At 72.0% G+C, this 22,023-nt stretch carries 16 protein-coding genes; 8 read left to right on the top strand and 8 right to left on the bottom strand.

The features are described from left to right. The first annotated feature begins 45 nt into the window (after positions 1 to 45). The gene (locus tag ABT008_RS18020) at positions 46 to 1,524 is read left to right on the top strand and encodes a glutamate-cysteine ligase family protein (protein ID WP_350697354.1); all 1,479 of its coding nucleotides are present in this window, start codon (positions 46 to 48) and stop codon (positions 1,522 to 1,524) included. Positions 1,525 to 1,610: 86 nt separating this feature from the next. Then, entirely contained in the window at positions 1,611 to 2,645 is a 1,035-nt protein-coding gene (locus ABT008_RS18015; protein ID WP_350697353.1) for a hypothetical protein, read from the top strand. A gap of 7 nt (positions 2,646 to 2,652) precedes the next feature. Here ABT008_RS18015 and bla read toward each other — a convergent pair whose 3' ends face one another. The 4 genes from bla to argG all read right to left on the bottom strand — a co-directional run bounded on the left by bla (position 2,653) and on the right by argG (position 6,812). After that, positions 2,653 to 3,579 (bottom strand): class A beta-lactamase, encoded by a 927-nt coding sequence (gene bla, locus ABT008_RS18010; RefSeq protein ID WP_350697352.1) that lies wholly within the window; start codon positions 3,577 to 3,579, stop codon positions 2,653 to 2,655. A gap of 114 nt (positions 3,580 to 3,693) precedes the next feature. Further along, positions 3,694 to 4,668, bottom strand: coding sequence for a hypothetical protein (locus ABT008_RS18005; protein WP_350697351.1), 975 nt, complete (start codon positions 4,666 to 4,668; stop codon positions 3,694 to 3,696). A gap of 213 nt (positions 4,669 to 4,881) precedes the next feature. Then, complete coding sequence (locus tag ABT008_RS18000) at positions 4,882 to 5,205, bottom strand: hypothetical protein (protein ID WP_350697350.1); 324 nt, start codon at positions 5,203 to 5,205, stop codon at positions 4,882 to 4,884. 158 nt (positions 5,206 to 5,363) lie between these two features. Further along, positions 5,364 to 6,812, bottom strand: coding sequence for an argininosuccinate synthase (gene argG, locus ABT008_RS17995; RefSeq protein WP_350697349.1), 1,449 nt, complete (start codon positions 6,810 to 6,812; stop codon positions 5,364 to 5,366). A 141-nt stretch (positions 6,813 to 6,953) separates the two neighbouring features. Here argG and ABT008_RS17990 point away from each other — a divergent pair, with 141 nt between their 5' ends. Then, entirely contained in the window at positions 6,954 to 7,952 is a 999-nt protein-coding gene (locus tag ABT008_RS17990) for a hypothetical protein (protein WP_350697348.1), read from the top strand. On the opposite strand, the gene ABT008_RS17985 is transcribed toward ABT008_RS17990, so the two are convergent. Beyond that, positions 7,918 to 8,835: a LysR family transcriptional regulator gene (locus ABT008_RS17985; protein ID WP_350697347.1), complete on the bottom strand. Its 918-nt coding sequence runs from the start codon at positions 8,833 to 8,835 to the stop codon at positions 7,918 to 7,920. The genes ABT008_RS17990 and ABT008_RS17985 overlap by 35 nt on opposite strands. Before the next feature lie 81 nt (positions 8,836 to 8,916). Here ABT008_RS17985 and ABT008_RS17980 point away from each other — a divergent pair, with 81 nt between their 5' ends. The 3 genes from ABT008_RS17980 to ABT008_RS17970 all read left to right on the top strand — a co-directional run bounded on the left by ABT008_RS17980 (position 8,917) and on the right by ABT008_RS17970 (position 12,702). After that, positions 8,917 to 9,894 (top strand): DMT family transporter, encoded by a 978-nt coding sequence (locus ABT008_RS17980; RefSeq protein ID WP_350697346.1) that lies wholly within the window; start codon positions 8,917 to 8,919, stop codon positions 9,892 to 9,894. A gap of 136 nt (positions 9,895 to 10,030) precedes the next feature. After that, positions 10,031 to 10,546 (top strand): NUDIX domain-containing protein, encoded by a 516-nt coding sequence (locus ABT008_RS17975; RefSeq protein ID WP_350697345.1) that lies wholly within the window; start codon positions 10,031 to 10,033, stop codon positions 10,544 to 10,546. A gap of 1,187 nt (positions 10,547 to 11,733) precedes the next feature. Further along, positions 11,734 to 12,702 carry a hypothetical protein gene (locus ABT008_RS17970; protein WP_350697344.1) on the top strand — a complete coding sequence of 323 codons (969 nt, stop codon included), beginning with the start codon at positions 11,734 to 11,736 and terminating at the stop codon, positions 12,700 to 12,702. Positions 12,703 to 12,740: 38 nt separating this feature from the next. On the opposite strand, the gene treZ is transcribed toward ABT008_RS17970, so the two are convergent. Genes treZ through glgX form a run of 3 tightly spaced genes read right to left on the bottom strand, consistent with a single transcriptional unit; the run spans position 12,741 to position 18,885 of the window. After that, positions 12,741 to 14,465, bottom strand: a complete 1,725-nt coding sequence (gene treZ / locus ABT008_RS17965) for a malto-oligosyltrehalose trehalohydrolase (protein WP_350697343.1) — start codon at positions 14,463 to 14,465, stop codon at positions 12,741 to 12,743. Then, entirely contained in the window at positions 14,462 to 16,765 is a 2,304-nt protein-coding gene (gene treY, locus ABT008_RS17960; RefSeq protein ID WP_350697342.1) for a malto-oligosyltrehalose synthase, read from the bottom strand. Before treY ends, treZ begins: the two co-directional genes overlap by 4 nt. A gap of 2 nt (positions 16,766 to 16,767) precedes the next feature. Next, positions 16,768 to 18,885 (bottom strand): glycogen debranching protein GlgX, encoded by a 2,118-nt coding sequence (gene glgX / locus ABT008_RS17955; RefSeq protein WP_350697341.1) that lies wholly within the window; start codon positions 18,883 to 18,885, stop codon positions 16,768 to 16,770. 324 nt (positions 18,886 to 19,209) lie between these two features. Here glgX and ABT008_RS17950 point away from each other — a divergent pair, with 324 nt between their 5' ends. After that, complete coding sequence (locus ABT008_RS17950) at positions 19,210 to 20,613, top strand: glycosyltransferase family 4 protein (RefSeq protein WP_350697340.1); 1,404 nt, start codon at positions 19,210 to 19,212, stop codon at positions 20,611 to 20,613. 630 nt (positions 20,614 to 21,243) lie between these two features. Beyond that, positions 21,244 to 21,900 (top strand): response regulator transcription factor, encoded by a 657-nt coding sequence (locus ABT008_RS17945; RefSeq protein ID WP_350697339.1) that lies wholly within the window; start codon positions 21,244 to 21,246, stop codon positions 21,898 to 21,900. Positions 21,901 to 22,023 lie beyond the last annotated feature (123 nt).

Below are 22,023 nucleotides of genomic sequence, written 5' to 3'. Positions count from 1 at the left end.
TGGACGTGTCACGTTGGGGGTACCCGGGGTGACAGGGTGGTGACCATGGGCGAGGAAGTCGGCGCGCAGACCTTCAGTCGCCAGGATCGGGCTCGCTACCGGGACAAGGTGCGGCGCTGTCTCGACGTCTTCGCCGAGATGCTGCGCGAGTCCCGGTTCGACGTCGACCGGGCGATGACCGGCCTGGAGATCGAGCTGAACCTGGTCGACGAGAACTCCATGCCCACCATGCGCAACGCCGACGTGTTGCGCGCGGTGGCCGACCCGAGTTTCCAGACCGAGCTCGGGCAGTTCAACGTCGAGATCAACGTGGCGCCCCGGCGGCTGGCCGGCACCGGCCTTCGCGAGTTCGAGCAGAGCGTACGGGCCAGCCTGAACGCCGCCGACCAGCGCGCCCGGACGGTCGACGCGCACCTGGTGATGATCGGCATCCTGCCGACCGTACGCCCCGAGCACCTGACCGCCGACACGCTGTCGAACAATCCCCGCTACGCGCTGCTCAACGAGCAGATCTTCGCCGCCCGGGGCGAGGACCTGCAGATCACGGTCAACGGGGTGGAACGCCTGTCGGTGACCGCCGACACCATCACCCCGGAGGCCGCCTGCACCAGCACCCAGTTCCACCTCCAGGTCTCCCCGACGCAGTTCGCCGACTACTGGAACGCCGCCCAGGCCATCGCCGGCATCCAGGTTGCGCTCGGCGCGAACTCGCCGCTGTTCTTCGGCCGGGAGCTGTGGCGGGAGACCCGCATCCCGCTGTTCCAGCAGGCCACCGACACCCGCCCCGAGGAGATCAAGACGCAGGGCGTACGGCCCCGGGTCTGGTTCGGAGAACGCTGGATCACCTCGGTCTTCGACCTGTTCGAGGAGAACGTCCGCTACTTCCCGGCACTGTTGCCGGTCTGCGACGACGAGGACCCCTCGGAGACGCTGGCCGCCGGTGGCGTACCGAACCTGGCCGAGTTGCGGCTGCACAACGGCACGATCTACCGCTGGAACCGGCCCGTCTACGACGTACACCGGGGCCGGCCGCACCTGCGGGTGGAGAACCGGGTGCTGCCGGCCGGGCCGACCGTGCTGGACACCGTCGCCAACGGCGCGTTCTACTTCGGACTCGTCCGGGCGCTGGCCGAGGCGGACCGGCCGCTGTGGTCGCAGATGTCGTTCAGCGCCGCCGAGGAGAACTTCACCACGTGCGCCCGGCACGGCATCGACGCGCACGTCTTCTGGCCCGGCCTGGGCTACCTGCCCGTCACCGAGCTGGTGCTGCGCCGCCTGCTGCCGCTGGCCCAGCACGGCCTGGACCGGTGGGGCGTCGACCCGGACGAGCGGGACCGCCTGCTCGGCGTCATCGAGCAGCGCTGCCTCACCGGACGCAACGGCGCGAGCTGGCAGGTGGCCACGCTGCACCGGCTGGAGTCGACCGACCAACTCGACCGACCGGAGGCGCTGCGCGAGGTGTTGCGGCACTACGTGGAGCTGATGCACAGCAACCGCCCGGTCCACGAGTGGCCGATCCCCTGACGACCTCCCGACACAGAGAGTGACGGGACGGGCACGGGCGTTAGCGTAGGAGCGACTTCCTTCCGCCGGGTCGAGAGGATCCGCCGATGCCTCCGTCACACCGTCACTCCGTCGCCCGCGCCGCCGTACCGCTGCTCGCGCTCGCCCTGGTCGGCGGCGCCGTCCATCCGCTGCCCGCCACCGCCGGTGCGCGCACCGGCACCACCGGCGCGCTACGGGCCACCGTGCGGGACGCCGCCACCGGCGCCGACGCCCGAGGCTGCCTGCACCTGGTGCCGGTCGACCGCGACCCGCTCACCGTCGTGGCCATCGGCGAGGAACAGATCGGGCGGCTCGCCGGCTGCACCGGGATCGAGGGCGGCGCGGTGGTCGCCACCGACGTGCCTCCCGGCCGCTACCGCCTGCTGGCCCGGCCCTACGAACCGCACCACGGCCTCCAGTGGGTCGGCGCGCACGGCGGCACGGGGCAACGGGAGAAGGCGACGGTCGTCACGGTGCGGGCCGGCCGGACCGTGACCGCGCCGACGGTCCGCTTCGACCCGCCGGGCGCGGTGACCGGCCGACTGACCAGGACGGACGGTACGCCGCTGGCCTATTCCGGGTACGCCTCGACGATGCCGGACGTCCCGGACCCCAAGTACGGCGGCCGGGGCGCCATCAGTGACGACGACGGCCGCTACACGCTGACCGGCCTCGGGCCGTACCACTGGCCGTTGTACTTCAGCGGAACCCGCCTGGCCAGCCAGTGGTCCGGTGGCACCGCCGACTGGCGCGAGGCTCGCACGGTCCGGGTCCGCGCCGGTCGAACCGCCACCCTCGACCAGACGCTCAGTCCCGGCACCGTGGTCAGCGGCACCATCACCGCCCCGGACATCTCCTACTACGCGCAGGTGATCGCCTTCCACGCCGTCACCGGCGACGTGCTGGGCGTGGCGGACGCGGCTTCCGACTACACGCTGCGGCTGCTGCCGGGGCAGTCGGTGGTGCTGCGCTGCGACTGCGCGTACACGCCGAGCCGCTGGCATCCGAACGCCGCGCAGATCGGCGGCGCCCAGCCCCTGCGGGTACGCGGCACCCCGTTGACCGCGCACTTCGACTTCACCGGCGCCGCCGTGCCGTGAGCCCGACTCAGCGCAGGGCGGCCAGGGTGAGCGCGGCCGCCCGAGCGAGAAGGGCGTCGTCCGACTCGGCGTCCTTCTCACCCCGGTTGGAGAGCACGGCCATCACGATCGGCGGCCGGTCCGGCGGCCAGAGCACCGCGATGTCGTTGCGGGTGCCGTAGCCGCCGGAGCCGGTCTTGTCCCCCACCACCCAGCCGTCCGGCGCACCCGCCCGGATCGTGGAGTCGCCGGTGGTGTTGCGCCGCAGCCAGTCGACCAGCAGCGCGCGGTCCGCGTCGGGCAGCGCGTCGTCGACCGCGTACGCCCGCAGCGAGGTGGCCAACGCGCGCGGCGTACTGGTGTCCCGGGTGTCACCCGGCCGGGCCTCGTTGAGCGCGGTCTCCCGGCGGACCGGTCGGGTTACGTCGTCGCCGACGGCGCGCAGCGCCCGCTGGAACCCGGCCGGGCCGCCGAGCCGGTCCAGCAGCAGGTTCCCGGCGGTGTTGTCGCTGTAGCGCACCGCCGCGTCGGCGACCTCCCGCAGCGTCATGCCGGTCGTCACGTGCCGCTGCGTGATCGGCGAGTAGGTCACCAGGTCGTCGCGGGAGTACCGGACCACCGAGTCCATCTCCTCGGGTTCGGTCGCGTCCAGCACCGCCGCCGCCGCGAGCGCCTTGAACGTCGAGGCGTACGCGAAGCGCTCGTCGGCCCGGTGCGCGACGGTGCGTCCGGTGCCGGTGTCGACCGCGTACACACCGAGCCGGGCGCCGAACTCCCGCTCCAGCGGGGCGAAGTCCACCGTCACCGGCGCGGCGGACGTGGGTGGCGCAGTGGTCGGAGACTGCGGTGCCGGTGGGGGTGTCGGCGCGGTCGAGGTGCCCGACGAGCATCCGACCAGCAGGACGGCGAGCAGGACGGCGCCGGCAGCGGCGGTACGGCGGGAGGTGCGGGGCACGGCTGGTCCTTCCGACGGCGGCCGGCCGACCGGTCACCCCCGGTCGGTCGTCCCCAGCCTGACACGACCCCGGACCCGGCTTAGCACCTCGCGGCCACGGCCCTATCCGGACCGCTACCGGAACAGCGTGGCGCGCCCGTCGCGGCTGCCCACCAGCCGACCCCGGATGTCCAGGTCGTTCACCTGGTCGGCGGTGCCGAGCCCCCGCGTGAACAGGTCGACGGTGCGACCGGCCCACCACAGCACCGGTCGCTGCGCGGACGAGGGGGTCTCGCTGACTCCGAGGACCACGCCCAGGTCGTTCACGGCGGTCGCCCGACTCGTCGGGCCGCCCAGCGTGCCCAGGTCGGTCAGCACCCCGGCACGCCAGCGGAAGGCCCGACCGTCGGCGAGACCGACCACGTGACCCAGGTTGTTGGTCGCCGTCGCCTGGTCGCCGATCCGGGTGAGGACGCCGTCCCGCAGCCGGCCACCCACGCAGGTGCACGGGTAGTCGTACGGCGCGACGTGGAACGTGCCCACCACGTCGCCCCGGTTGTTGAACCCGTCGGTCGTCTCGTAGAAGTCCTGCCGACCCAGGTCCGTGAAGACGCCGTCCCGCCAGAGGAAGCGGTGCGGGATGTCGGTGGGCGGGTTGCTCAGCCCGAGCACCTGCCCCCGGTCGTTGACGGCCACCGCCTCGCTGTAGTCGCCGCCGAGGGTGCCCAGGTCGATCATCTCACCGTTGCGCCAGAGCACCGCCCGGGTGATCCACTCCGGCCCGGTCGAGGTGCCGACCACGTCGCCGCGTTCGTTGACGTCGACGGCGGTGGACTCCACGTGCCCCGGTAACACGCCGAGGTCGGTCATCACCCCGCCACGCCACACGAACGCGTGCCGGGCACCGCCGGCCGTCAGGCTCCAGCCGACGACCGTGCCCCGGTCGTTCGTCGCGGTGGCGGCGCTGGCGGCACCACCAAGGGTGCCCAGGTCGACGGCGCGGTAGGCGAGCGGGGTGGCGTAGGCGGCAGAGGCGGGCAGGACGGTCAGCGCGGACGCGACCAGCACGGTCGCGGTCACGGCGGCGGACAGGCGGGTCGACAACCTCAACGGGTCCTCCTCGGGAAGCGGTGACCGGTCGGCGCCGCCTCTCACCGAGCGCGGACGAAACGCGACCGGACAACTACGCACAGTAGAGCGCACGCCGCGAGAAGGTCACCTCGGTCGATCGGTCATCGCTCGATGGCCGCGCGCCGCCCAGTCACACCGCCCCGGTCGCCGGGCGTACCGCCGGACTCGGCGCGGTCGACGCGCGGCAGCGGATCAGCCGCCCGCCTGCCACACCTTCCAGAGGCCGTAGAGGGCCGAGACGCCGAGCGCCACCGTGCCCAGCACGACCGCCTGGCGGCGCTGGGCACTCGGACGGACCTGGGCGACGACGGTGGCCACGTAGAGCACCGCCACGATGATCGTCCAGGCCCACGCGGTGGAGATCCGTTCGTCGACCCGACATCCGGCGGGCGCGGGGTGGATCGCCGGGCACACGTCGACGCGCGGCACGGCCAGATACCAGAAGCCGGCCCAGGCGAGGACCGCGACGACGCTCGCCACGGCGACCGCCAGCCAGGGTCGGACGGCTGCGGGCACGGCCACCTCCTTCGGGGTTCCCGAGGCGTCGGACGTGCGGGACACCCGGGGGCGGCCAGCGTACCGGTCGCGGATCTTCACGCGGAGACGGCACCGCCCGCCGTCGACGGCGGGTGACCGTCAACAGCGGGCGGGTGAGCCTGGTCGGAACCCGGCGGTCAGTCGACGCCGAACTCCATGGCGGCACGGTCGAGGGCCGCGTCCTCGGTCGAGGAGACGCCCCGGGAGGCGATGGCCTCCGCGCCACCCTCCGGCATCGCCCCGATCAGCCCGGTGGAAGCGGCCTGCGCGGCACCGAGCACCCGCTGCGGCGCACCGCCGACCATGCCCAGGTTGGCGTACTGCTCCAGCTTGGCCCGCGAGTCGGCGATGTCCAGGTTGCGCATGGTGAGCTGGCCGATCCGGTCCGCCGGGCCGAACGCCGAGTCCTCGGTACGCTCCATCGACAGCTTGTCCGGGTGGTAGCTGAAGGCCGGGCCGGTGGTGTCCAGGATCGAGTAGTCCTCGCCCCGCCGCAGCCGCAGCGTCACCTCGCCGCTGACCGCCGTGCCGACCCAGCGCTGCAGCGACTCGCGCAGCATCAGCGCCTGCGGGTCCAGCCAGCGCCCCTCGTACATCAGGCGGCCGAGACGGCGACCCTCGTTGTGGTAGTTCGCCAGGGTGTCCTCGTTGTGGATGGCGTTGACCAGCCGCTCGTAGGCGGCGTGCAGCAGCGCCATGCCGGGCGCCTCGTAGATGCCCCGGCTCTTGGCCTCGATGATCCGGTTCTCGATCTGGTCGGACATGCCCAGGCCGTGCCGACCGCCGATGGCGTTGGCCTCCAGCACCAGGTCCACCGCGCTGCCGAACTCCTTACCGTTGATCGTGACCGGGCGGCCCTGGTCGAAGCCGATCGTCACGTCCTCGGTGGGGATCTCCACCGCCGGGTCCCAGAACCGGACGCCCATGATCGGGTTGACCGTCTCGATACCGGTGTCCAGGTGTTCGAGGGTCTTCGCCTCGTGCGTGGCGCCCCAGATGTTGGCGTCCGTGGAGTACGCCTTCTCGGTGCTGTCCCGGTAGGGCAGGCCGCGCTCCTGCAGCCACTCGGACATCTCCTTGCGCCCGCCCAGCTCGGTGACGAAGCTGCTGTCCAGCCACGGCTTGTAGATCCGCAGTTGCGGGTTGGCCAGCAGACCGTACCGGTAAAAGCGCTCGATGTCGTTGCCCTTGAAGGTCGACCCGTCGCCCCAGATCTGCACGTCGTCGGCGACCATCGCGCGCACCAGCAGCGTCCCGGTGACCGCGCGCCCCAACGGCGTGGTGTTGAAGTACGCCCGCCCGCCCGAGCGGATGTGGAAGGCGCCGCAGGTCAGCGCCGCCAGCCCCTCCTCCACCAGGGCGGCCCGGCAGTCGACCAGGCGGGCCAGCTCGGCACCGTAGCTGAGCGCGCGACCGGGCACCGAGGCGATGTCGGGCTCGTCGTACTGGCCGATGTCGGCGGTGTAGGCGCAGGGCACCGCGCCCTTGTCGCGCATCCACGCGACCGCGACCGAGGTGTCGAGGCCGCCGGAGAAGGCGATGCCGACACGTTCACCCGTGGGCAGGGAGGTAAGAACCTTGGACACAAGGAAGAGTATGCACCACCCCGCATACCCATGCAAGTTGTGGCCGGCGAGCCACCCGTGCGCGGGAGATCAGGCAGACCTACGCCACCATAAATTCATTACCATCGAAGCCGTCACCCTCCGTCAGACGAGGAGCGCTCCGTGACTCAGGCTGACCGACGCACCCGCCGCCCGCACGCTGCCGATCAGATCCAGCTACCGCCCGAGCCCCGCGCCACCTCCGTGTTCGTCACCGGGCACGTACCACGCCGACGCGGCGTGATCATCCTGCTCAGCGTGCTCGTCGGCTTCCTGCTCACCGTCGTCTGGTCGGCGGAGTTCGTCGACCAGACGATCGGCGACAACATCGCCAACGCCATGCTGGGTCACGACGCCAAGGAAACCCCGCTCAGCGGAGTCCTGGCCGGTGTGCTCTTCGCGTTCGTCTCCGGCGTCGCCGGCACCTTCACCGCCTGCAACGTCGCCGCCTTCGGCGCCCTCGCCCCCTTGGCCGGTACGCCCGACAGCCGGTTGGGCCGCTTCCTGACGCCGCTGCGCCCGCTGGGCTGGATGGCGGTCGGCATGGTCGCGGTCTCCGCCGCGTACGGTGCGATCGTCGGCCTGGTCGGCACGTCGATGCCCCAGTTCTCCACCGCGCCGAACACCCCTGGATCGCTGTCGCCACGCAGCATCCAGTCCATGGTGGTCTTCGGCCTGATCGGGCTGATCATGATCTACCTGGGACTGGCAGCGCTGCGGGTGGTGCCGGACCCCTTCGCCCGGATCTCACGCCGGTACCCCAACGCCCCACTGGTCTTCATGGGCGTGCTCATCGCCGGCTTCCTGATCGGGCGACCGTTCCCGCTGTTCCGTCAGATGTTCCGCGACGCCGCGGAGAGCGGCAACCCGTTGTACGGTGCGGCGGCGTTCACCCTCCAGTCGATCGGCAACATCGTCATCATGGCGGTGCTCTTCCTGTTGCTGGCATGGTTCGCCGGCAGTCGGCTGCAGAGCTGGTTCGCCGCGCACCCGGCCCGACTCGCGGCGACCATCGCGGTGGCGTTCCTCGTCGCGGGCGTGTTCACCTTCCTCTACTGGGACGTCCGGCTGCTCGCCCGTCGGGAAATCATCCCCTGGTACCCGACCGCGCCCTGGGCATGACGTCGGCTGCCTCGCGGAGGGCGGTGATCGTGGTGCGTACGGCGGGGGTGTGCGCGACGGCGTCGTGCACCACGACGTGGATCGAGCGGATCGGTGTCGGGCGGACCACCCGGATCGGGGTCACCCCGTCGGGCAGGTGTGCGGCGCCGAGCGCGGGCAGCACCGTGAGGCCGATACCGGCGGCGACGAAGGCGAGCGCCGTACGGTAGTCGTGCGCCTCGACCCGGAACGCCGGGCTGAATCCGGCGGCGGTGCACGCTTCGAGGAGTTTGGCGCGGCACCAGCCTCGGGCGAAGTCGTTGTCGACCCAGCGTTCCTCGGCGAGTTCGGCCAGGTCCACCTCGTCGTGGCCGGCGAGGGGGTGCCCGGCGGGCAGGACGGCCACGTAGGGGTCGTCGACGATGTGCTGGGCGGTGAAGCCCGTACCGGGCTCGAAGCCGGGGTCCGCCACGACCACCTGGACGTCGGCGCGTTCCTCCCGGCTGTCCGGGATGTGCTCCCGCAGTTGCAGGTCGATCCGGACGCCGGGAAGTTCGGTGAGGATGCGCCGCACCACCAGCGGCATCCACGCCTCGCCCACCGACGCGAAGTACGCGATGGAGAGCGAGCCGGTGCGGCCGGTACGCAGGTCCGCGATCAGCGACTCGGCCGCGCCGACCCGGGCGAGCACCCGGTCCGCCTCGGCGGCGAGGGCGTGGCCGGCGGCGGTGGGGCGCAGGCCACGACCGGCGCGGGCGAGGAGGGTGAGGCCGGTCTCGCGTTGCAGCGCGGTGAGGTGTTGGCTGACGGCGGAGGGGGTGTAGCCGAGGTTGGCGGCGGCGGCCTGCACGGAGCCGGACGCGACGACGGAACGGAAGACCCGGAGGCGGTGGACGTCGAGCACCCCACAACCGTAAAGCAGAACTTAATCGTCGTGAAGAAACAATCGCTGGTGCTGAATCGTCGAGCGTTCGAGAATCGTGCCATGACGCTCACCGAAGCCCCCGCCAGGGCCGCCGCCGACAGGTCCCGTGACACGGCGTACCCCCGACCTGTGGCACCGCGCCGTCGGTCCTGGCCGATCCTGGCCGCCGCCGGGACCACGGTGGTGCTGTGGGCCTCGGCGTTCGTCGGCATCCGCTTCGCCGGACACGACTACTCGCCGGGCGCGATGGCGCTGGGCCGCATGGTGGCGGCGTCCGCCGCGCTGACCCTGTTCGTCGTCGTCACCCGGCGGTTCCGGGTCCTGCACACCGACGTGGCGGCGCCCCGTCGGGTCGCCGTCCCCCGGGGCGGCACGCTGGGGCTGATCGTGCTCTGGGGCGTGGCCTGGTTCGGCGGGTACAACGTGGCGCTGAACGCCGCCGAGCGGCTGGTCGACGCCGGGACGGCCGCGCTGCTGGTGGCGGTCGCACCCATCCTCGTGGCGATCGCCGCGACGCTGGTACTCGGCGAGCGGCTCACCGGCCGCCTCGGCATCGGCGTGACGATCGCCTTCGCGGGCGTGGCCCTGATCGCCGTCGGCGGTTTCACCGGGCATGCCGACCCGGTGGGCGTCGCGCTGGCGGTACTCGCCGCCGTGCTCTACGCCTTCGGCGTACTGCTCCAGAAACGTCTCCTGGCGCGGGTCGACGCGGTGACGATGACCTGGCTCGGCGCGTCGGCCGGGACGGCGGCCCTGCTGCCGTTCGCGCCCACGCTGCTCGCGGAGTTCGCCGCCGCCCCGCTCCCGGCGACCCTCGGCGTGCTGTTCCTCGGCGTGTTCCCGACCGCGATCGGCTTCCTCACCTGGGGTTACGTCCTGTCCCGCTGGACCGCGGGCCGCACCACCGCCGCGACCTACCTGGTCCCGCCGGTCACGGTCCTGCTCTCCTGGACGCTGCTGGGTGAGGTACCGGCGCCGCTCGCCCTGCTGGGCGGCGCGCTCTGCCTGACCGGCGTGGTCTTCGCGACGCGCCGCTGAGCCGGCCCCGCTCGCGCCCCGAAGTGTGCTCCCTCGGCCCCTTTCGAGCTGACGGCGTAGACGGATCAGCAGCAGCACCGACCGACCTCGGCGTGGAACCTCCCACCGTCGGCACCCGGGCCGTTACCGTCGGTTCGTGACCTGGACCGAACCTTCCGTCTGGTACGCCAACCTGCCGACGTTCCACGCCTCGGCCGGTGCCCTGATCACCGACCAGGCCGGTGACGTCCTGCTGGTCAAGCCCCGCTACCGCGACCACTGGGCGTTCCCCGGCGGCGGTATCGAGTCCGACGAGTACCCGCACCACGCGTGCGCCCGGGAGGTCCACGAGGAACTGGGCCTCACGCTGCCCGTCGGTGACCTGCTCGTGGTGGACTGGGCACCACCCGACGGTCCGCGCCTGCGCTCCCTGATCCACTTCACCTTCGACTGCGGCACACTCACCGGCGCGGATCGCTTCGATCTGCCCGAGGACGAACTGACCGAGGCCGCCTTCTTCCCGCCCACCGAAGCCGAGAAGCGCCTCCCCGCCACGGTGGCCCACCGGATCGGCGCCGCCCTCCACGCCCGATCCCGGCGCAGGCCGATCTACCTCCCCGCCGACCCCACCCCCGCAGCGCCCAACCCGGCAACCACCAGCCAAAGAGCCTGACGGATCGCCAGAACCCTGGGTCGAATGATCAACGAGTGAGGCCGACCAGGGCGGCCAGGCGCGCCACGCCGACCGGGGCCGGTCGCCGCCGCGCGATCTCGGCCAGGAGAGTACGCGCCGACAGCCACACCCGGACCTCGGCCGGTGCCGCCTGTCCACGCCGACCAGCATCCGACCCGCCCCGGCCAGGTCACCGGCCGACAGGTACGCCCGCACCACGGCCACCAGGTAGGTACCCCGGTACTCGGCCGTCCTGCTCCGCCACCCGTCCCGCCGGATTACCGTCTCCTGCCGAGAACCCGCCTCCGCCAGATCACCGCGTCGTGCCGAGATACCGCTCACTGCCCCGTGCCGAGAGACCCCCTCCGCCGGGTCACCCCTGCTCGGCCGCCACCGATACTCGCGCCACCTCCACGGGCACCGGATCGGGGCGTGCCCGAAACACTGCTCTGCTCACGCCGGGTTACCAGGAGCGTCGAGCCGGCACCCCGATCGCGGCCAGAAGCGGTCATTGACACCAACTTCCCCCGGCCCCCGCACTCGCCTCCCCCGCAAGATCACGCTCGATCCTGGATCGAGTGGTCATCGTCGCGCTTGGGTACCACTCGATCCGTGATCGAGCGTGATCTGCACTCCGAAAGGGCGTGCACGCTCATCGCAATGTCACCGACTCGGATCGCCGCTCGACCAGGCGGCGACCCGCCGGACGTAGACCGAACCCGGCGCCGGTGTGCACGTGCCGCCGTGCCTCTGCACTCGGACCTGTCCGCCGACAGGCGCGGACAACCGCGCCTCAGCTGCCCGATCGCCGCAACCTGGGTTCGGCGACCTGATCGTGGCAGTGTGGCTGTTCGACACGCCGGGCTGGGAACAGTTGCACTGCCACGATGATGGTGGACGCCAGTGCAGCGGCGGCGCCGACGCAGCAGCGGTGCGGGCGCGGCAACGGTGCGGGCGCGGCAACGACGCCAGCGCAGCAGCGGCGCCGACGCAGCAGCGGTGCGGGGGTCCTGGTCGAGTCGTGGGGCAGCAGCGGGGGCGGGACCGGTCGTAGACTCCCCGGGCTGCGCCGCAGCACGGCGCACCGACTCGGGAGGACGTCCGTGGCGAGTGACGCGCACGAACCGGGAAGACTCTCCCCTGCCGACGGAAGCAGCAGCAACCGCCGACCCCTGATCCTGGTGACAGTGATGGTCGTGGTGGCGGTGGTGGCGGGTCTGAGCGTGTGGGTCGCCCGACGGGCCTCGCACACGGGCGGCATCGCCACGTCGGTACCCGTCCGATTCGACCCGAGCCAGCAGCTGCTCCGCTTCGGCTATCTGCCTGGCCCCGTCGTCAGCGCCAATTACACCACCGGAGCCGAGGTACACCACCTCGACATTCATGGATCATTCGACGACGCCCCGACCACCAAGGAGGAACACGCTTCCTCATTCGACCCTGACTGGTCGATCGAAATCCGGATGGCAGCGCGGGGTGTCGATATCCGCAGTGCCGTTCCGTACGACGAGGACTCGGGCGAGGTGCCCGTTCGTGGCGAACGCCTCCGGGTGCACGGCCGTCCCGCCTTCCAGGCCACCTTCGACTCTTTTCGGGTGCTGACCTGGGAATACGCGCCGGACGCGTGGATGCATATGATGCTGTACGCGAGGAGCGCGGAGGACCGCCGGGATGAGATCGCGCGTCGGGTGGCCGAGGGGGTTCGCCTGGAAACCACGCCACGGGCCCTGCCGTTCCGGGTGAAGGGCCTGCCCGACGGCGCCGTGCTCGAAAGTACGTGGCTGTACTGGAAGGCGGACGAACACATCTCGTTCTCCGCCGACTACCTGGTGGGGCGGGTCGAGGAGAACCAGCCGGATTCGCGGCCTGTCGTTCACGTCGGTGTGAGCACCGAGAAGCTGGTCCACGCCAGACACAACGACCGAGTCACGGTGTCGGGCCGGTCCGCCACCGCGTTCGAGTCGCGAGGCAGGGGCACCATCAGCTTCTACCGGGTGGCACAACTGCCCGGTGGGTGCGCCGAGTGCGTCGCGGAGGTGCGGATCGAGCCGACCGCTACTGCCGTGATGGGGGACCGAAAGGACGGCCTGAAGCTGGCGGCCTCGATCCGGCTGGTCAAGGGCCGCGAGGATCCCACCGAGTGGCGCTTCTGGTAGCCGACGACCCGCACCGGTGGCCGAGGACGATCGGCCGGTCAGAGCGCCACGATCGCTGCCGTCTCCGCCGGCAGCTCGATCCGGTCGCGTTGCACCGTGACGCCCTCCCCGGTGGCCAGCAGCACCCGGCGGGCCACCCCGGGCAGGGTCACCCGCTGCGGCTTGTCGGCGAGGTTCGCCGCCACCAGGCAGCCACCGCGTCGCATCACCAGGAACCGGTCGCCGTGGCGGACGTCGATGGCGAACAGGTGCGGGTCGGACAGTTCGGGGCGGGACTTGCGCAGCGCGATCAGTCGGCGGTGGAACTCGTACATCTGGCGGTGTTCGGGTTTGTCCAGCTCGGCCCAGTCCAGCCGGGAGCGGACGAAGGTCTGCCGGTCCTGCGGGTCGGGCACGTCGCCGGGCGGCCAGCCGTGGGCGGCGAACTCGCTGCGACGGCCGGTGACCACGGCAGTCGCCAACTCGGGCTCGGGGTGGCTGGTGAAGAACTGCCACGGGGTCGACGCCGCCCACTCCTCCCCCATGAACAGCATCGGCGTGAACGGCGCGGTCATCAGCAGGGTCGCGCCGACGCGCAGCAGCGCCGGGGAGAGCGACGCGGAGAGGCGGTCGCCGGTGGCGCGGTTGCCGATCTGGTCGTGGTTCTGCAGGTACGCGACGAAGCGGTGGCCGGGGGTACGCGGGTCGACCGGGCGGCCGTGCTGGCGGTGGCGGAAGCTGGACCAGGTGCCGGTGTGGAAGAACGCGCCGGTGAGCACCTCGGCGAGGCACTCCATGGTGCCGAAGTCGCCGTAGTAGCCCTGCCGTTCGCCGGTGAGCAGGGTGTGCAGGGCGTGGTGGGCGTCGTCGTTCCACTGGGCGTGCAGGCCGTAGCCGCCGGCCTCGCGGGGGCTGATCAGTCGGGGGTCGTTGAGGTCGGACTCGGCGATCAGGGACAGCGGGCGGCCCAGGTGCACCGAGAGCGACTCGACCTCGACGGCGATCTCCTCCAGCAGGTGCACCGCGCGGGAGTCGGGCATCGCATGGACGGCGTCCAGCCGCAGGCCGTCGACGTGGTAGTCGCGCAGCCACATCAGGACGCTGTCGGTGATGAAGCGGCGTACGCCGTCGGAGTGCGGGCCGTCCAGGTTGACCGCCTGGCCCCAGGGGGTGTCGCGCTCGCTGAGGTAGGGCGCGAACATCGGCGCGTAGGCCCCGGAGGGCCCGAAATGGTTGTAGACGACGTCGAGGATCACCCCCAGCCCCTTGGCGTGGGCGGCGTCGACGAGGCGTTTGAGGCCGTCCGGGCCACCGTACGGTTCGTGCGGGGCGAACCAGCAGACGCCGTCGTACCCCCAGTTGTGCTCGCCGTTGAAGGCGTTGACCGGCAGCAGCTCGATCATGTCGACGCCGAGGTCGACCAGATGGTCGAGCTTGCCGATCGCGGCGTCGAAGGTGCCTTCCGGGGTGAACGTGCCGACGTGCAGTTCGTAGAGGACGCTGCCGGGCAGTTGCCGACCGGTCCAGCCACCGTCGGTCCACTCGAACGCCGCGTGGTCGTAGCGACGGCTCGGGCCGTGCACACCGGCGGGCTGCCACCGCGAGCGGGGGTCGGGCAGCGCCCGGTCGTCGTCGTCGAGCAGGAACGCGTAGTCGTCGCCGGCGTCGGGCACCTCGACCCGCCACCAGCCGCCCCGCCCGGCGCGCATCTCGTGGTCGGCGGCGCCCGGCAGGCGCAGTCGGACCCGGGACGCCTCCGGTGCCCAGACGGTGAACTCGGTCATGACGCCTTCCCGGAGCCATCGAGGGGGGCGAGCAGCGCGACGGGATAGGTGGCGAGGAGGTCGACCAGACGGGCCTGACCGTCACTGTAGACCTGCCCGGTGAACTGGCACGACATCTCGTTAACAGGCAGTGACAGGGTGGTGTCGCGCCAGCCGCCGCCGGCCGCCAGGCGCAGCGGGAGCCGGGTGGCGACGGCGAGCGCGCCGCCCCGGTCGAAGGCGACGGCGTGCCGGGCGGCCGGGCCGTGCACGACGACCGGCTGGTAGTCGCCGAACAGCTCCGGGCGGTCGCGCCGCAGCCGCAGGGTTCGGGACACCACGAGCAGCTTGGCCGCGCCGGTCTCGTCCACCGCCGGCTGCCAGCCGGCGTCGAGCCGGGCCAGCAGGTCCCGGCGTACGGCGAAGTCGACCGGGCGTCGGTTGTCCGGGTCGACCAGAGAGTCGTCCCACAGCTCGGTGCCCTGGTAGGTGTCCGGCACCCCGGGCATGGCGAGCTGCACCAGCTTCTGCCCGAGCGCGTTGGACCAGCCGGGCGGGGTGATCTCGGCGGCGAACGCGGCGATCGAGGCGTGCACCGCCGGGTCGTCGTACATGGCGTCGACCAGGGCGTGCATCGCCTGCTCGAAGGCCGGGTCGGGGTCGGTCCAACCGGTCGAGGCGGCGGCCTCCCGGGCGGCCTTCTCGGCGTACGCGTGCATCCGCTCGCGCGCGATCGGCCAGGCGCCGACGACGGTCTGCCAGAGCAGGTGGGCCAGCGCGGCGTCGGGTAGCGGCACGGCGGACGTCCAGGCGGTGACCTGCTCGGCCCAGCGGCGCGGCAGCTCGGCGAGGACGGCCAGGCGGGCACGGACGTCCTCGCCGCGTTTGGTGTCGTGGGTCGACAGTGTGGTCATGCTCGCCGGCCAGCGTTCGTGCCGGGCGGCGGCGAAGCGGTGGAAGCGGCCGGGCAGGGTGCCGAAGTGGGCGGGGCTGCCGCCGACCTCGTTGAGCGCGACGAACCGGGTCCACCGGTAGTAGGCGGTGTCCTCGACGCCCTTGGCCATCACCGCGCCGGTGAACTGCGGGAAGCGGCGGGCCAGCTCGTCGTCGGGGTCGCGCAGTCGCCGGGTCACCGCGTCCAGCGCGCCGGTCAGGTCGGTGCGTCGGCGGCCGGCCTCGGCGCGGGCGTTGGCCAGGTGCCGGGCCCCGTCGGGCGGGTAGCCCCGGTAGACCGGGAACGCGGCGGCCACCTCGGCCAGGGCGGCGCGGGCCGCGTCCGGCTCCACGTCGGGGGCGAGTGTGGCGAGGCGGGCCAGCTCGGTGGCGAGCAGTCGGGTGGCGGCGCCGAGCTTCGTGTCGTGGGTCAGGTCGGCCCAGGAGGTGGCCCGGCCGACCAGCCGGGTGTCCAGGGCGGTGAAGTCGGCCTCGGCGTCGCTGTCGACGAAGAGTCCACCGACGGCGTGGAGGGCGTCGTAGCCGGTGGTGCCCTCCACCGGCCAGGAGGGCAGCTCCTCGCCGTACTCCAGGATCTTCTCCACCACCAGCCACGCGTCCGGCGCGGCCTCGCGCAGCCGGGCCAGGTAGCCGGCGGGGTCACGCAGCCCGTCGGGGTGGTCGACCCGGATGCCGTCCACCTCGCCGGCCGCCACCCAGGCCAGGATCAGCTCGTGGGTGGCGGCGAACACCTCCGGGTCCTCCACCCGCAGCCCGGCCAGGGCGGCGATCGAGAAGAACCGGCGGTACGTCAGCTCGGCGTCCCCGCGTCGCCAGGAGACCAACTCGTAGTGCTGCCGGTCGTGCACCTCGCGGGGACTGCCGTCGCCGGTGCCGTCGGCGATCGGGAAGCGGTGTTCGTGGTAGCGCAGCTCGCCGTCGGCGATCTTCAGGTCGGCCAGCGCGTCGGGGTCGTCGGCGAGCACCGGCAGCAGCAGCCGGGCGCGTGTCCAGTCGATGTCGAACCAGCGGGCGTATGCCGAGTCGCGTCCCCGGCGCAGCACGTCCCACCAGGCCGGGTTGGCGACCGGTACGGCGACTCCGGCGTGGTTGGGCACGATGTCCACGACCAGGCCGAGCCCGGCCGCGCGCAGGGCCCGCAGCAGGCGCTGCCGGGCGGGCTCGCCGCCGAGTTCCGGGTTGACCTTGCGGTGGTCGACGACGTCGTAGCCGTGCGCGCTGCCCGGCGCGGCGGCCAGCAGCGGCGCGCTGTAGAGGTGGGTGACGCCGAGGTCGGCGAGATAGTCGGCGAGGCCGGCGGTGGCGTCCAGGTCGAATCCCGGGCTCACCTGCACCCGGTAGGTCGCCCCGACGGGGGTCACGGTCATGGTCAGTCCACCCTCTCCAGCACCACCAGCGAGCGGTCCGGTACGCAGACCGAACTGCCGGTCTCCACGGTGGTGCCCTTGTCCTGGTCGGGTTCGGCGGTGCTGATCACGAGCTCCCAGCGCTGACCGAACTCGGCCGGCGGTGGGGTGAAGTCCAGTGGCGCGTCGTGGGCGTTGAAGCAGAGCCAGAACGAGGCGTCGTGGTGGCGCTGGCCGTACTGGCCGCGTTCCCGGATGCCCTCGCCGTTGACGAACAGCGCGACCGAGCGGCCGAAGTCGTTGCCCCAGTCCTCGCCGGTCATCTCCCGCCCGTCCGGGGTGTACCAGGCCAGGTCGGGCAGGGGCTCGTCGACGCCGCGACCGTGCACCGGCAGGCCGGTGAAGAAGCGGCGGCGCTGGAACACCTGGTGCTGGCGCCGGAACTGGACCAGCCGGCGGGTGAAGTCGAGCAGGTCGCTGTCGATCGCGTCCCAGTCGACCCAGGCCAGTTCGCTGTCCTGGCAGTACGCGTTGTTGTTGCCCCGTTGGGTGCGGCCCAGTTCGTCGCCGTGGCCGATCATCGGTACGCCCTGTGACAGCAGCAGGGTGGCAATGAAGTTGCGCTGCTGCTTGGCGCGCAGCGCGCGTACGCCCGGGTCGTCGGTGTCGCCCTCGACGCCGCAGTTCCAGGACCGGTTGTGGCTCTCGCCGTCGCGGTTCTCCTCGCCGTTGGCCTCGTTGTGCTTGTCGTTGTAGGAGACCAGGTCGGCCAGGGTGAAGCCGTCGTGGCAGGTGACGAAGTTGATGCTGTGGAAGGGGCGGCGACCGTCGTCCTGGTAGAGGTCGGCGGAGCCGGAGATCCGGGAGGCGAACTCGGCGAGGGTGGCCGGCTCGCCGCGCCAGAAGTCGCGGACCGTGTCGCGGTACTTGCCGTTCCACTCGGTCCACTGCGGCGGGAAGTTGCCGACCTGGTAGCCGCCGGGGCCGACGTCCCACGGCTCGGCGATCAGCTTGACCCGGCTCACCACCGGGTCCTGCTGCACCACCTCGAAGAAGGTGGAGAGCCGGTCGACCTCGTAGAACTCGCGGGCCAGGGTGGCCGCCAGGTCGAACCGGAAGCCGTCGACGTGCATCTCGGTGACCCAGTACCGCAGCGAATCCATGATCAGTTGCAGCGAGTGCGGGTTACGGACGTTGAGGCTGTTGCCGGTGCCGGTGTAGTCGACGTAGTACTGCCGGTTCTCCTCCGACAGCCGGTAGTAGCTGGGGTTGTCGACCCCCTTGAAGCTGAGCGCCGGGCCGAGGTGGTTGCCCTCGGCGGTGTGGTTGTAGACCACGTCGAGGATGACCTCGATGCCGGCCGCGTGCAGCGCCTTGACCATGCCCCGGAACTCCTGCACCTGCTGGCCCAGGTGGCCCAGCGCGGAGTAGGCGTGGTGCGGGGCGAAGAAGCCGATGGTGTTGTAGCCCCAGTAGTTGCGCAGCCCCATGTCGGCCAGGCGGTGGTCGTTGACGAACTGGTGCACCGGCATCAGCTCGATGGCGGTGATGCCGAGCCGGGTCAGGTGCTCGATCATCGGCGGCGAGGCGATGCCCGCGTACGTGCCGCGCAGTTCCTCGGGGATGCCGGGCAGCCGCATGGTCAGCCCGCGCACGTGCGCCTCGTAGATCACCGAGCGGTGGTACGGGATGCGCGGCGGGGCGTCGTTGCCCCAGTCGAAGTACGGGTTCACCACCACGGACTTGGGCATGAACGGCGCCGAGTCGGTGACGTTCATCCGGTCCGGGTCGCCGTGCTCGTAGTCGTAGACCGCCGGGTCCCACTGCACGTCCCCGTCGATCGCCTTGGCGTACGGGTCGATGAGCAGCTTGTGCGGGTTGCACCGCAGCCCGTTGCCCGGCTCGTACGGGCCGTGCACGCGGTAGCCGTACCGCTGGCCGGGCCCGATCCCCGGGATGTAGGCGTGCCAGACGTACGCGTCCACCTCGCGGAGTTCCACCCGACGTTCGTGTCCGACGTCCCACTCGTCGAAGAGGCACAGTTCGATCTTGTCCGCCACCTCGGAGAAGATCGCGAAGTTGGTGCCCATCCCGTCGTACGTGGCCCCGAGGGGGTACCGCTCGCCCGGCCAGACCTGCATGTCGCTCCTTCGGCCACGTGTCACGAGCGCGCGCCCGCGCCCGTAGCGCACCCGTCCGGGGGAGCCCGGCCGAGGCGCGCGGCGGTAATGCCCCGCACGGTCCGCCACCAATCCATCCGATCGGGTGAATGCCCGGTATCCGGCCGACTGATGCGAGATGAACCCTTGCGGTGCCCTCCGTCACTGTGACCGTTCTCGAGGTGCATTATCGGCCATCATGCCGTTTCCTTGTTACCGGGCAAGTTCTCGCGTGCCCGAACCCCGACGCTGTTCCCCGCCGCCACCGATGCCGGCGCGTTCTCTGCTGCACGGACGGAGACTCTTGTGACGACCCTGCGGATCGGCGGGCGTACCGCCACCGCCACGGACCGAATCCACCGGCCCACCCTCACCTCGCGAACCCAGATCCCGGCCCAGCCCGGTCCGGCCACCCCGCCGCGCACCCACCGCATCCTGATGCTGTCGTGGGAGTTCCCGCCGGTGCTCGTGGGCGGCCTGGGCCGGCACGTGCACGCGCTCTCGGTGGCCCTGGCCGCCGCCGGCCACGAGGTCACCGTCGTCACACGTCACTGCGAGGGCGCTCCGCTGGAGGAGTACGTCGACGGCGTCCGCGTCGTCCGCGCCGCCGAGGACCCGGTGGCCTTCCCGCTGGCCACCGAGAGCCTGCTCGCCTGGACGATGGCGTTCAACCACACGCTGACCCGGGCCGCGCTGCGCGCCGCGTCCTCCGGTGGCTACGACGTCATCCACGCGCACGACTGGCTGGTCGCGCACGCCGCGATGACCCTGCGCGACCACCTGGACCTACCGCTGGTCAGCACCATCCACGCCACCGAGGCGGGCCGGCACCAGGGCTGGCTGCCCGAGGAGATGAACCGCACCATCCACGGCGTCGAGCACTGGCTCAGCACCGAGTCGACCCGGGTGGTGGTCTGCTCCGGATACATGCGCGAGGAGGTCAGCGCCCTGTTCGGGGTACCGACCGACCGCGTCGACGTGGTGCCCAACGGGGTGGAGCCGCACCGCTGGCGGGTGTCGGCCAGCGCGGTGGCGCAGGCCCGGGCCCGGTTCGCCGGGGACGGCCCGCTGGTCACCTTCGCCGGACGGCTGGTCTACGAGAAGGGCGTGCAGCACCTGCTCGCCGGCCTGCCCAAGCTACGCGAACGGCACCCCGGGCTGCGCGCGGTGATCGTCGGCGACGGGCCGTACCGTGGCGAGCTGGAGGCCGACGTGCACCGGCTCGGCCTGGGCGGCATGGTCAGCCTGCCCGGCTTCCTCGGCGGCACCGACCTGCCGGCCGTGATGGCCGCCTCGGACTGCTTCGCGGTGCCCAGCATCTACGAGCCGTTCGGCATGGTGGCGCTGGAGGGTGCCGCGGCCGGTGCCCCGCTCGCGGTCGCCGAGACCGGCGGGCTCGCCGAGATCGTCGAGCCGGGCGTCACCGGCATGACGTTCCGGCCGCACGACCCGGACGCGCTGACCGACGCGGTGCACGCGGTGCTCTCCGACCGGGAGCGCGCCCGGGCGCTGGCCCGTCGCGCCCGGGCCATGGTGCACGAGCAGTACGGCTGGGCGGCCATCGCCAGCCGCACCGGCTCGGCGTACGCGGCGGCCATCGCCCAGGCCCCGAACGTCGCCGCCGAACGCGCCGCGCAGCTCATGGCGCACGGCCGGTCGCGCCCGGTGGTCCCGGAGGGCAACCTGCTGGCCGCCGCCGGCCTACGCTGACCGACACCCCGCGCCGTCGCACGACACGGCCCTGGCTCCCGCCGCACGCGGGCGCCAGGGCCGTCACCGTCTCCGGCCGCCGCCGTTCGGGCCGCGTGGCGGGAGTGCCGCGTGGGCGCTGCCCGGGTGATGCGACCGCCACAGATGCCGCCACCGACCGGGACGTGGCCAGCCTGGCGGTCGGTGGCGGCGGAAGAGGTACTCCTTCGCCGCGCCTGTCGAGCTGACGGCGAGAACGGATCGTCGACGCCGTGCAGGTCCGCTCGACCGGCTGGTGGACGAGGCCGACGGATGCTCGACCTTGGCCGCGAACGGAGGCCGCCCGGATGCTCGACCCAGGCCGCGAACGCACGGACGGGTCAGCTCGACAGGCGTCGAGGGTGGTCGACCACCGCGACGGCGAGCAGCCCCCAGCGCACCGACCTGGCGGCGACGCGCGGATGACAACTCCGTCCAAGCCGGACCAAACGGGTGCGTGTCGGCCTGCGCCGGGTGGCGGCCAGAACCGTTCGGCCAGATGATTCTGTCGTTACGATCTTGTATCTGCACTGGTCACCGCTACTTAACATCCGACAGACTCGCAAGGATTCGGGGAAGGCCCCGACCTACGCGAGGTCGAGGAGGGTGTGCGTGCGGGTGCTCCTGGTGGAAGACGACCTACGCGTGTCGGCGGGTCTCTCCGCCGCGCTGCGGCGGCGGGGGCACGAGGTCGTGCAGGCGCTGACGGCCGCCGAGGCGGTCGAGGCGGAACCGGTGGACCTCATCCTGCTCGACATGAACCTGCCGGACCGCGACGGCCTGGAGGTGTGCCGGCGGATCCGCCAGCACAACGAGGGGGTCGCCATCATCGCCGTGACGGCGCGTGCCGAGGAGCACGACCGGGTGGCCGGGTTGCGGGCCGGGGCGGACGACTACGTGGTGAAGCCCTTTTCGATGGTCGAGTTGCAGGCCCGGATCGAGGCGGTGATGCGGCGGACCACGCGGACCGCCCGGCCGGCGACGTTGGTGCACGTGGGCACGCTGCGCATCGACGTGGACGCCCGGCGGGTCTGGGTGGCCGACCGGGAGGTCGGCCTGTCCCGCAAGGAGTTCGACCTGCTGCTGGCGCTGGCCCGGCAGGCGGGCACCGTGGTGCCCCGGGACCGATTGCAGTTGGAGGTCTGGCAGACCACCTGGGCGACCCGGCACAACCTCGACGTCCACGTGGCCGCGCTGCGCGCCAAGCTCGACGACGCCGGACTGGTCGAAACCGTACGCGGTGTCGGTTATCGCCTCCGGGCCGGCTGAGCGTCGACTCAGGTCCAGGGGCACGCGAACCTCAAGGCATCCTCAAGAATCCCTGCTCGCAGCCCCGTAGTCGGCCGTCTGCGGGTGTGCTGTCGGTATCCAAGCCCTCCCTCCTGTTTGGAG

Origin of the sequence: Micromonospora sp. NPDC002389, assembly GCF_040296095.1 — a bacterium.
Lineage (GTDB): Bacteria > Actinomycetota > Actinomycetes > Mycobacteriales > Micromonosporaceae > Micromonospora.
Note: the sequence above shows the minus strand (reverse complement) of the source record. Positions and strands in the feature narration are given on the sequence as shown.

What these genes read in the sequence shown, in the direction of transcription:
- ABT008_RS18020 (WP_350697354.1), top strand. Translation starts at nt 46, where the DNA reads ATGGGCGAGGAAGTCGGCGCGCAGACCTTCAGTCGCCAGGATCGGGCT.
- glgX (WP_350697341.1), bottom strand. Translation starts at nt 18,885, where the DNA reads ATGCAGGTCTGGCCGGGCGAGCGGTACCCCCTCGGGGCCACGTACGAC.
- ABT008_RS17980 (WP_350697346.1), top strand. Translation starts at nt 8,917, where the DNA reads ATGACGCTCACCGAAGCCCCCGCCAGGGCCGCCGCCGACAGGTCCCGT.
- ABT008_RS18015 (WP_350697353.1), top strand. Translation starts at nt 1,611, where the DNA reads ATGCCTCCGTCACACCGTCACTCCGTCGCCCGCGCCGCCGTACCGCTG.
- treY (WP_350697342.1), bottom strand. Translation starts at nt 16,765, where the DNA reads ATGACCGTGACCCCCGTCGGGGCGACCTACCGGGTGCAGGTGAGCCCG.
- treZ (WP_350697343.1), bottom strand. Translation starts at nt 14,465, where the DNA reads ATGACCGAGTTCACCGTCTGGGCACCGGAGGCGTCCCGGGTCCGACTG.